Origin of the sequence: Geodermatophilus sp. CPCC 206100, from assembly GCF_048569675.1 — a bacterium.
Classification (GTDB): Bacteria; Actinomycetota; Actinomycetes; order Mycobacteriales; family Geodermatophilaceae; genus Geodermatophilus.
Genome location: NZ_JAQISV010000009.1, coordinates 58,388 through 69,631, shown reverse-complemented (window position 1 = coordinate 69,631; position 11,244 = coordinate 58,388). Strand labels below are relative to the sequence as shown.

The following is an 11,244-nucleotide window of genomic DNA, read 5'->3' as shown; positions in this document are numbered from 1 at the left end:
CCCGCGACGGCCCCCCCGCCGCCCCGGGCCCCCCGCGGCCGGGCGGCGGCGGGGGCTCTGTCGCCCCCGCCTAGTTGCGGGCGGCGGTCCCGGTGTAGTCGTCGGAGGCCGACACCCAGCTCATGAGGCCGCGCAGCTTGCGCCCGGTCTCCTCGATCGGGTGCGCCTCCGCCTCGGCCCGGCGCCGCTTGAAGTCCGGCGCGCCGGCGTCCTGGTCGGCGATGAAGGCGGCGGCCCAGGAACCGTCCTTGATGGCCGCGAGGACGTCCTTCATCGTCGCCTTGACGTGCTCGTCGACGATCTTCGGGCCGGTGGTGTAGTCGCCGTACTCGGCGGTGTCCGACACCGACCAGCGCTGCTTGGCGATGCCGCCCTCGTACATGAGGTCGACGATCAGCTTGAGCTCGTGCAGGCACTCGAAGTAGGCGATCTCGGGCTGGTACCCGGCCTCGATGAGGGTCTCGAAGCCCGCGGCCACGAGCGCGGACATGCCGCCGCAGAGCACCGCCTGCTCGCCGAACAGGTCGGTCTCGGTCTCCTCGGCGAAGGTGGTCTTGATGACGCCGGCCCGCGCGCCACCGATCGCCTTGGCGTAGGACAGCCCCAGCTGCAGCGCCTGACCGCTGGCGTCCTGCTCGACCGCGACCAGGCAGGGCACGCCCTTGCCGTTCTCGAACTCGCGGCGCACCAGGTGGCCGGGGCCCTTGGGGGCGACCATCGCGACGTCCACGCCGGCCGGGGGCTTGATGTAGCCGAACCGGATGTTGAAGCCGTGGCCGAAGAACAGCGCGTCGCCGTCCTGCAGGTTGGGCTCGACCGACTCCTTGTACAGGTTCCGCTGCACGTGGTCCGGCGCGAGGATCATGATCAGGTCGGCCTCGGCGGCCGCCTCGGCCGGCGTGACGACCCGCAGGCCCTCGGCCTCGGCCTTGGGGCGGCTCTTGCTGCCCTCGGGCAGGCCGACGCGCACGTCGACACCCGAGTCACGCAGCGACAGCGCGTGGGCGTGGCCCTGGCTGCCGTAGCCCAGGACGGCGACGGTGCGCCCCTGGATGATCGACAGGTCGGCGTCGTCGTCGTAGAAGATCTCGGCGGCCATGCGGTACGTGCTCCTTCAGGTTGTGCTCAAGCGCGGTGAAGCGCGGTGGGCGGTGGGGCTCTAGGCGGTGTTCATGGCGCGACTCCGCGCCCTGGTCCGCTCCTCGCTCGTTCCTCGCTGCGATGTTCCCAGGGCTGTCGTCACGCGGTGCGCTCGACGGGGCGCAAGGTACCGGCGCCCGACATCGACCGCGGACCCCGCCCCAGCGCGACGGTGCCCGACTGCGCCATCTCCTTGATCCCCAGGGGGGCGAGGACGGCGAGCAGGGCCTGGAGCTTGTCCGGCGTGCCGGTGGCCTCCAGGGTCACGGTGTCGGTGTTGACGTCGACCACGTGGGCGCGGAACAGCTCGGCGGTCTGCAGCACCTGGGTGCGGTCGGCCATCGGCGCGCGCACCTTGACCAGCAGCAGCTCGCGCTGGACGGCGGCGGCCGACTCGAGCTCGACGATCTTGATGACCTCGATGAGCTTGTTCAGCTGCTTGGTGATCTGCTCCAGCGGCTGGGTCTCGGCGTCCACGACGATCGTCATGCGGGACAGGTCCGGGTTCTCCGTCGGCCCGACGGCCAGCGACTCGATGTTGAACGAGCGCCGGCTGAACAGCGCCGACACCCGGGCGAGGACACCGGACTTGTTCTCGACGAGGACCGACAGCGTGTGGCGGGTCACTGCTCACTTCCTTTCAGGACCATCCGGCCCGGGGCGGCCCCCTCCAGGGTCCCGCCCGAGCCTGCGAGGAGCGGGGAGGAGGGGGTCCTTCTACGAGTGGTGGGGAGGAACGGGGTCCTTCGTCAGACCTGTCCGTCGCCGAAGACCGGGCGGACGTCCCGCGCGGCCATGATGTCGTCGTTGCTCGCCCCGGCCGCGACCATCGGCCACACCTGGGCGTCGGAGCCGACCACGAAGTCGATGACCACCGGGGCGTCGTCGATCGCCATGGCCTTCTCGATGACCGCGTCGACGTCGTCCTTGCTCTCGCAGCGCAGGCCCACGCAGCCCAGCGCCTCGGCGAGGGCGACGAAGTCGGGGATGCGGACCGGCTTGGGGGCGCCGTTCTCGTCGACCGCGTGCAGCTTGGTGTTGGAGTAGCGGCCCTCGTAGAACAGGGTCTGCCACTGCCGGACCATGCCCAGGTTGCCGTTGTTGATGATCGCGACCTTGACCGGGATGCCCTCGATGGCGCAGGTGGCCAGCTCCTGGTTGGTCATCTGGAAGCAGCCGTCGCCGTCGATGGCCCACACCGTCGTCTCGGGGCAGCCGTACTTGGCGCCCATCGCCGCCGGGACGGCGTAGCCCATCGTCCCGAGCCCCCCGCTGTTGAGCCAGGTGCCGGGCTTCTCGTACCGGACGAACTGCGCGGCCCACATCTGGTGCTGGCCGACGCCGGCGGCGTAGATCGCGTCGGGGCCGGCGATGGCGCCCAGCCGCTCGATCACGTACTGCGGCGACAGCGCGCCGTCCTCCGGCCAGTCGTAGCCCAGGGGGTAGGTCTGGCGCCACTGGTCCAGCTGCTGCCACCAGGCCGCGAGGTCCGGGGTGCGGCCGGCCTCGTGCTCGGCGCGCAGGGCGGTCACCAGCTCGCCGATCGTCTCCCGCGCGTCGCCCACGATCGGGACGTCGGCCTTGCGGTTCTTGCCGATCTCGGCCGGGTCGATGTCGGCGTGCACGACCTGCGCCTCGGGGGCGAACGAGGACAGCTGGCCGGTCACCCGGTCGTCGAAGCGGGCGCCGAGGGCGACGATCACGTCGGACTTCTGCAGGGCGGTCACCGCGGCGACCGTGCCGTGCATGCCGGGCATGCCCAGGTGCTGCGGGTCGCTGTCGGGGAACGCGCCGCGGGCCATGAGGGTGGTGACGACGGGCGCGCCGGTCAGCTCCGCGAGCTCGGCCAGCTCCGCGGTGGCGCGGGCCTTGAGGACCCCGCCGCCGACGTACAGCACCGGGCGGCGGGCCCCGGCGATGAGCGCGGCGGCCTCGCGCACCTGCTTGCCGTGCGGCCGGGTCGTGGGCTTGTAGCCGGGCAGCTCCAGCCGCGGCGGCCAGGAGAAGTCGGTGGTGGCCTGCAGGACGTCCTTGGGGATGTCGACCAGGACCGGGCCGGGCCGGCCGGTGGCGGCCAGGTGGAAGGCCTCGGCGATCCGCTGCGGGATCTCGCGGGCGTCGGTGACCAGGAAGTTGTGCTTGGTGACCGGCATCGTGATGCCGCGGATGTCGGCCTCCTGGAAGGCGTCGGTGCCGATCGAGCCGCTGGGCACCTGCCCCGTGATGGCGACGATCGGGACCGAGTCCATGTAGGCGTCGGCCAGCGGGGTCACCAGGTTGGTGGCGCCCGGACCCGAGGTGGCCATGCAGACGCCGACCCGCCCGGTGGCCTGCGCGTAGCCGGTGGCCGCGTGCCCGGCGCCCTGCTCGTGCCGGACGAGGACGTGGCGCACCGCGGAGTCGAACAGCGGGTCGTAGGCCGGGAGGATCGCGCCGCCCGGGATCCCGAACACCACCTCGACACCGACGGCCTCGAGCGAGCGCACGAGGCTCTGCGCCCCGGTGATGCCGCTGAGCGGCTCGGCGGCGGCGGAGGCGACCGACCGGGCGGTCGTCTCGACACCGGTGAGCGCCTCGGCCGCTTCGCGGGTGGGGGACTCGCCCGGGGTGGTGCTGTTCATGGCGTCTCCTGGCAGTGACCCGAGGGGGGCCGTCGGTTCGGGGGCCGTGCGGTGTGCGGTGCGGGTGCCTGCGGGCGGTCCGGTGCGGCGGAGCCGGGCTCACCCACGAAAAAACCCCTCGTGCCTGCGGGCACAGAGGGGTCAGCGCGTCGGTCGGGCGACCGACGCGCTAGGCGACTACGAGGAGCAGGCAGGCCGAGCGCACCCGCTCACTGTGCGCCTCGACCGCCCGGTCGTCAACCACGCCGTCCCACTGGATGGACACGCGGCGGATCAGACGTGGGACGGGAACCGGATCTCGTCGAGCACCGCGGGGTCGAAGCCGACCAGCATCGCCGGCAGCTCCCCGGCGGGCACCGGCGCGCCGAGCAGGAAGCCCTGCAGGAACCGGCAGCCGAGCCGGTCGAGCGCGGCGAGCTGGCCGGGGGTCTCGACGCCCTCGGCGACGACGTCCATCCCGAGCGCGCGCCCGAGGTCGACGACGCTGGCGACGAGCGCGGCGGTGCGGGGGTCGTCCTCGATGTGGGCGACGAACGCGCGGTCCATCTTGAGCACGTCGACCGGCAGCCGGGCCAGCCGCGCCAGCGAGGAGTGCCCCTTGCCGAAGTCGTCGAGGGACAGCACGCAGCCCATCTCGCGCAGCGCGTCGAGGTCGCCCTCCATGCGGTCCCCGGCGCCCATGAGCACCGACTCGGTGATCTCGAGCATCAGCCGGCTGGCCGGCACGCCGCTGTCGGCGAGTGCCCGGGCCACGTCGGCGGCCAGGCACCCGGCCTGCAGGTGCCGGACGGAGATGTTGACGCCCAGCTGGACGTCGTGCCCGGCGGCGAGCAGCGGGGCCAGCGCCGCGGTCGCCCTCCCGAGCACCCAGCGCTGCAGGGGGACGACGAGGCCGTCGTCCTCGGCCAGGCCGACGAACTCGTCGGGCGGCACGGCGCCGTACTCGGGGTGCTCCCACCGCACGAGGGCCTCCAGGCCCAGCACGCGGCGCTCCAGCACCCCGACCACGGGCTGGAAGACGACCGCCAGCCGGCCCTCGGCGATCGCGCCGGGGAGGTCGCGAGCCAGGCGGGCCCGCCGGTCGACCGCCCGGTCCAGCGCCTCGCCGGAGGTGCGCACGCAGTTCTTGCCGTCCGCCTTCGCCGTCCGCAGGGCCAGGTCGGCCCGGCGCAGGGTCTCGGTGGGGTCGGTCCCGGGCCGCAGCTCGGCGAGGCCGACGCTGCCCGAGACGGCGAAGACCGGTCCGCGGGCGCCGGCCCCGCCGGGGCCGGCCGGCCGGTGCTCGCGGTCGAGCAGCTCCACCAGGCGCTCGGCCAGGGCCGTCGCCTCCTGCCGGTCGGCGCGGACCAGGACGGCGAACTCGTCGCCGCCCAGGCGCGCCACGAGGTCGTCCTCCCGCGCGGCCGCACGCAGCCCCTGGGCGACCTCGACGAGCAGCTGGTCGCCGGCGTCGTGGCCGGCCACGTCGTTGACGGCCTTGAACCCGTCGAGGTCGATGAGCAGCACGCAGGCGGGTCCGGACCCCGGCTCGGCCAGGTCGGCCATGAGGCGGGCGCGGTTGGGCAGCCCGGTGAGGAAGTCGGTGTAGGCCAGCCGCTCGAGCTCCCGCTGGGTGCGGCGCAGGGCGCTGACGTCGCGCAGGTGCAGGACCAGCCCGTCGTCCTCGCCGCCGGTGCGCGCGGCACCGGACACCTCGACGTCGCGCCAGCCCCGGTCGCGGGTGCCGAACCGCACGGTCGCCGGCAGGTCGGCCGGGACGGCGCCGCCGCGGACGGCGGCCGTCACCCGGTCCAGGAGGGCACGGTCGTCGCCGTGCACGAGGGCGCGCAGGGTGCGGCCGGACAGGTCGCGCCCGCTCCAGCCGAGCTGGTCGCGCACCGCTCCGGACGTCCAGGCGACCCGGCTGGCGGCGTCGAGGACGACCGTGGCCGCCTCGCCGCTGTGCAGCAGGGCTCGCAGCCAGCCCTCGGTGCGCCGGACGCGGCGGGTCAGCCGCTCGCCGTCGACGGCCCACAGCAGGCAGCGCACGAAGGCCAGCAGCATCAGCAGCGTGATGCCGACGCCCTCCAGCGGGGAGACGGCGCGGCCCACGACGACGCCGACCGCGAGGAAGAGCGCGACCCCGAAGGCGGCGCACACGCTGACCACGACGGCGAGGAGGGGCATCGCGGCCGGCGGCTCGGCGTCCTCCCGGGGCCGGCCGCGGTCGGCGGCGACCGCCTGCAGCCCGCACGCGAGCATGGCCAGCCAGGCTCCCCCGGTCAGGACGTCGAGCGCGTCGTCGCGCAGGGCGACCGCGAGCGCCCCGCTGACCACCACGACGGCGAGCGCCGCGAACGCGCCCAGCAGCCAGGCGGCGGCGCGGCGGCGGCCGACGGGCACCGCGGCGGTCGTCACCAGCCCGACGCCGCACAGGAGCGCGCCCACGGCCGGGTAGCCGATCGAGACCAGCGCGTGGGCCGGGCTGCCGGAGCGCGCGGCCGCGTCGGCCAGCAGGGCCTCCCCCAGCAGGCCGACGGCCACGAGCACGATCGCGCCGTCCAGCAGCAGCCGCGAGCCGATGGGCCGGGAGCCGGCCGCGGGCAGCAGCCGGAGGCAGGCCAGGAGGGCGACGGGCACCGCCGCAACGAGCGGCACGTCGTGCCATCCGGCCGCACTGGTGTTGACCCCGACGCCGGCGACGGCGCTGCCGGCCTGGCCGAGGCCCAGCAGCACCGCGGTCAGGGTGAAGGCCCGCCAGGGGCTGGCCGAGTGCGCGGGCAGCCGGGCACCGCGCCGCAGGACGACGACCGCGGCGACCCACGAGCCGGCCGCCAGCAGGGCCGGGCCCACGCGGAGGGCGGCGTGCGGTGCCGTCGACTCGACCAGCGCCAGCGCCGCGGCCAGGAGCGTCAGGAGGCCGAGCACGGCGACCGGTCCGCGGCGTCCCCGGACGGGGCCGTCGGAGGAGCGCCGGCCGGCCGGCGGTCCGGCCATCAGCGGGTCCCGACGAGGCCGGGCCACAGGACGCCGGCGCCGTCGGACAGGAGGTCGGTCAGCTCGCCGAGCCGCATCGGGCGGGCCAGCAGGAAGCCCTGGGCGAAGCCGCACCCGGCCGCGCGCAGCGCTCCCAGCTGGGCCGGGGTCTCCACGCCCTCGGCGACGACGTCGAGGCCGAGCGAGCGGCCGATCCCGACCACGGACTCGCACAGGGCCCGGGTCTTCGGGTCGCGGTCCACGCGGGAGACGAAGGAGCGGTCCAGCTTGAGGACGTCGATCGGCAGCCGGGTGAGGTGCGCGAGCGAGGAGTGCCCGGTGCCGAAGTCGTCGAGGGCCACGTGCACGCCCATGAGCCGCAGCGCCTCGATGTCCACGGCCACGTGGTCGCCCTCGGCGTCCACCGTCGCCTCGGTGATCTCCAGGATGAGCCGCTCGGGGGCCAGGCCGGTCGAGCGCAGCACCGCGGCGACGTCGCCGACGAGGGTCCGCGCCGCGACGTGCGAGGCGGAGATGTTGACGCCCAGGCGCAGGGGGGCGCCGGTCGCGGGCATCAGGACCGCCGCGGCGGCGGCGTACTCGAGGGCCCACCGCTGCAGCTCGCCGATGACGCCGGCGCGCTCGGCGACCGGCACGAACTCCGACGGGGGCACGTCCCCCAGTTCCGGGTGCCGCCAGCGCAGCAGCGCCTCGACGCCGGTCACCCGCTGCTCCTCGAGGCAGACCACCGGCTGGAACAGGACGGCGATCTCGCCGCGGGTCCAGGCGCCGGGCAGGTCCTCGCGCAGCTGCGCGCGCCGGGCGGCCGCGCCGCCCAGGGCGTCGCGGTAGCGGCGGGCGCTGCCCGGACCGCCGGCCGCCGCCGCGCGGACGGCGAGGTCGGACCGGGTGAGCAGGTCGGCCACGCCGAGGCCGGGCTCGAGCTCGACGACGCCCACGCTGCCGCTCAGGTCGACGATGCCGGCCCCGGTGTCCAGGGGCTGCTCGACGACCGACAGCAGGCGGCCGGCGAGCAGGTCGACGACGTGCGCGGGGCCCTCCGCGAGGACGGCGAAGGTCCCGGCGCCCACCCGCGCGACCAGGTCCGATCCGCGGACGGTGGCGCGCAGCCGGCGACCCACCTCGACCAGGACGGAGCCGGCGACCTCGAGCCCGGCGTTGTCGCGTACCTCCTCCAGGTCGGCCAGCTCGACGAGCAGCAGGCTGCGGAACGGGGTGTCCGGGGTGCCGGCCTCGGCCAGCGCCACCTCGAGCGCCCGCTGGCTGCCGGCCCGGTTGGGCAGGCCGGTGAGCGGGTCGGTGAACGCGAGCTGCTCCAGGGCGAGCTCGCGCTCGACGCGGTCGGTGGTGTCCCGGCAGTGCAGCACGAGGGCGCCCACGTCGGCGTCGCGGCGCAGGTCGGAGACGGCGGCCTCCAGGTGCCGCCACGAGCCGTCGGTGTGCCGCATCCGCAGGACGAGCGGGCCGGGCGCGGACGGGCCGGCGTCGGCCGACCCCAGGGCGTCGGCCAGCGGCCCGGCGTCCTCGGGGTGGACCAGCTCGAGCAGGCCCCGGCCGCGCGCCGGCGACAGGGGGTCGCCGAGCGTGGTGGCGAGCGCGGGCGAGGCCCAGGTGATCCGCAGGTCGCCGTCCAGGATGAGCACCGGGTCGCCGCTGGCGGCGACCAGCGAGCGGAAGTAGGCCTCGCTGCGCCGCAAGCGGGCACCCATGCGCTGCTCCTCGCGCGCGGTGACCCAGCGGTGCACGGCGGTGAGGACGGCGCAGGTGAGGACGCCGACGAGCACGACGCGGTTCGGCCGGTCGCTGACCAGCGCGGCGACGGCGCCGCCGAACAGCGCGACGACCATGGCCAGGTGCGGCAGCAGTTGGCCGAGCTGGGTGGAGCGGCCGCTGCGGGGGCGCGGGCGGGCCGCCTCCCCGGTGCAGGGCCCCGGGTCGGCCAGCGCGGCGGCGGCCATCAACGTGAGGCCGCCGGTGACGAGGAAGCGGCCGAGGTCGGCCGCGCCCGCGGCGTCCGACAGCGCGGCGGAGGTCCCGATGGCGCGGCCGGCGGTGGTGAGCACCGTCCCGGCGAGCAGGACCAGGGCCATCGGCTGGCGGTGGCCCTCGATGACCCCGAGGACCACCAGCGCGGCGGTCATCGTGGCCGAGGTGATGAGGACGGCGGCGGCCAGCACGGCGGCCTCGGCGGGGCGCAGGTCCAGCCAGCTGCGGTGCGGACCCAGCACGAGCAGCTGCACCATCAGCACCCCGGCGGTGCCGAACAGGGCGAGCTCGACGCCGGACCGGGCTCCGCGGCGCAGCCGCTCGCGGCCCACCAGCGTGAGGACGCCGACGACCACGAGCAGGTAGCCGGGGACGGTGGGCAGCCAGCGCAGCAGGACCTGCTGCATGGGGTCGGTGGGCGCGACGACCAGGACGGCGACGAAGCCGACGACCGGCAGCAGGGGGGCGACGGCGATCAGCCGCCACCCGCGGGCGCCGGTCTGACGGGAGTGCCCGGCGCACCACATGACCGCGGCGGCGACCACGCCCATCGCGGCCAGGGCGACGTCGGCGGCGGACCCGGGGCCGGCCGAGGACGCCGAGAGTGCGCAGGTCGTCCCCGCCACCACGGCGCTCGCCAGGAGCACCCACCTCAGCCTGTCCACACCCGCTGTCTCGGCACGCGCCGCGGGCGGCCACAGCGCTGCCGGGCAGGCCTCACCCCAACGGGGGGCCCGCCTGGCCCCTCCTCAGCCGCAGATGGCCCCCTGCGCGGCCGACCCGACGAGCTTGGCGTACTTCCCGAGGACGCCGGTCGTGTACCGCGGGGGCAGCGGCGCCCACCCGGCGCGGCGGCGGGCCAGCTCCTCGTCGTCGACGAGCAGGTCCAGGGTCCGGGTGGAGAGGTCCAGCCGGACCCGGTCGCCGTCCTGCACCAGGGCGATCGGCCCGCCGTCGGCGGCCTCGGGCGCGACGTGGCCGACGCACAGGCCCGTCGTCCCGCCGGAGAACCGGCCGTCGGTGAGCAGCAGCACGTCCTTGCCGAGGCCCGCGCCCTTGATCGCGCCGGTGACGGCGAGCATCTCGCGCATGCCCGGGCCGCCCCGGGGTCCCTCGTACCGGATCACCACGACGTCGCCGGCCTGCAGGGTGCCCTCGGTGACGGCGTCCATCGCGCCCTGCTCGCCGTCGAAGACGCGGGCGGTGCCCTCGAAGACGTCGGCGTCGAACCCGGCCGACTTCACCACCGCGCCCTCGGGCGACAGCGAGCCGCGCAGGATGGTCAGCCCGCCGGTCCGGTGGATCGGGTTGCTCATCGCGTGGACGATCGTGCCGTCCAGGTCCGGCGGGGCGATCTCGGCGAGGTTCTCGGCCATCGTCTTCCCGGTGACGGTGAGGACGTCGCCGTGCAGCAGCCCCGCGTCGAGCAGCGCGCGCAGCACGACCGGGACGCCGCCGACGCGGTCGATGTCGGTCATGACGAACCGGCCGAACGGCTTGACGTCGGCCAGGTGCGGGGTGCGGTCGCCGATCCGGTTGAAGTCCTCGAGGGTCAGCTCGACCTGCGCCTCGTGCGCGATGGCCAGCAGGTGCAGGACGGCGTTGGTCGAGCCGCCCAGCGCCATGACCACGGTGATCGCGTTCTCGAACGCCTCCCGGGTCATGATCTGGCGGGCGGTGATGCCGTGGCGGAGCAGGTTGACCACGGCCTCGCCGGAGGCGACGGCGACGGCGTCGCGGCGGCTGTCGGGGGCCGGCGGGGCGGCGCTGCCGGGCAGGGCCATCCCGAGCGCCTCGGCGACGCTGGCCATGGTGTTGGCGGTGTACATGCCGCCGCAGGAGCCCTCGCTGGGGCAGGCCGCCTTCTCGATGGCGTCCAGTTCCTCACGGGTGATCAGCCCGCGGGCGCAGGCACCGACGCCTTCGAAGACGTCGATGATCGTCAGGTTGTCCCGGTCGCCGAGCCGGCCGGGCAGGATCGAGCCGGAGTAGACGAAGACGCTCGCCAGGTCCAGCCGGGCCGCGGCCATGAGCATGCCGGGCAGGGACTTGTCGCAGCCGGCCAGCAGCACGGTGCCGTCGAGGCGCTCGGCGAACACGACCGTCTCGACGGAGTCGGCGATCACCTCGCGGGACACCAGCGAGGCGCGCATGCCCTCGTGGCCCATCGAGATGCCGTCGGAGACCGAGATCGTGCCGAACTCCAGCGGATAGCCGCCGGCGGCGTGCACGCCCTCCTTGGCCCGCTTGGCCAGCCGGTCCAGCGAGAGGTTGCACGGGGTGATCTCGTTCCACGACGAGGCGACGCCGATCTGCGGCTTGTCCCAGTCGTCGTCCCCCATGCCGACCGCTCGCAGCATCGCGCGGGCCGGGGCCTTGGCGATGCCGTCGGTCACCTCGTAGCTGCGCGGCTTCATGGGGCTGTGGGTCCCGCTGTGGGACTCGTGTCCGGGGATGAGGTCCTCGCCGATCGTCACGTCCGGGGATGGTAGGCGGCTGCCGCGCAACGGCCGAGAGAGCA

General features: G+C 75.2%; 6 protein-coding genes. All 6 read right to left on the bottom strand.

The genetic code is table 11. The features are described from left to right. Positions 1–70 precede the first annotated feature (70 nt). The 6 genes from ilvC to ilvD all read right to left on the bottom strand — a co-directional run bounded on the left by ilvC (position 71) and on the right by ilvD (position 11,200). Positions 71–1,099, bottom strand: coding sequence for a ketol-acid reductoisomerase (gene ilvC, locus PGN05_RS05355; protein WP_419751493.1), 1,029 nt, complete (start codon positions 1,097–1,099; stop codon positions 71–73). A gap of 140 nt (positions 1,100–1,239) precedes the next feature. Beyond that, positions 1,240–1,767 (bottom strand): acetolactate synthase small subunit, encoded by a 528-nt coding sequence (gene ilvN / locus PGN05_RS05350; protein ID WP_419751492.1) that lies wholly within the window; start codon positions 1,765–1,767, stop codon positions 1,240–1,242. A 122-nt stretch (positions 1,768–1,889) separates the two neighbouring features. Beyond that, complete coding sequence (locus PGN05_RS05345) at positions 1,890–3,761, bottom strand: acetolactate synthase large subunit (RefSeq protein ID WP_419751491.1); 1,872 nt, start codon at positions 3,759–3,761, stop codon at positions 1,890–1,892. Between the two features lie 273 nt (positions 3,762–4,034). Then, positions 4,035–6,737: a putative bifunctional diguanylate cyclase/phosphodiesterase gene (locus PGN05_RS05340; RefSeq protein ID WP_419751490.1), complete on the bottom strand. Its 2,703-nt coding sequence runs from the start codon at positions 6,735–6,737 to the stop codon at positions 4,035–4,037. Beyond that, positions 6,737–9,370 carry a putative bifunctional diguanylate cyclase/phosphodiesterase gene (locus PGN05_RS05335; protein ID WP_419751489.1) on the bottom strand — a complete coding sequence of 878 codons (2,634 nt, stop codon included), beginning with the start codon at positions 9,368–9,370 and terminating at the stop codon, positions 6,737–6,739. Before PGN05_RS05335 ends, PGN05_RS05340 begins: the two co-directional genes overlap by 1 nt. A 102-nt stretch (positions 9,371–9,472) precedes the next feature. Then, positions 9,473–11,200: a dihydroxy-acid dehydratase gene (gene ilvD / locus PGN05_RS05330; protein WP_419751488.1), complete on the bottom strand. Its 1,728-nt coding sequence runs from the start codon at positions 11,198–11,200 to the stop codon at positions 9,473–9,475. Between the last annotated feature and the right edge of the window lie 44 nt (positions 11,201–11,244).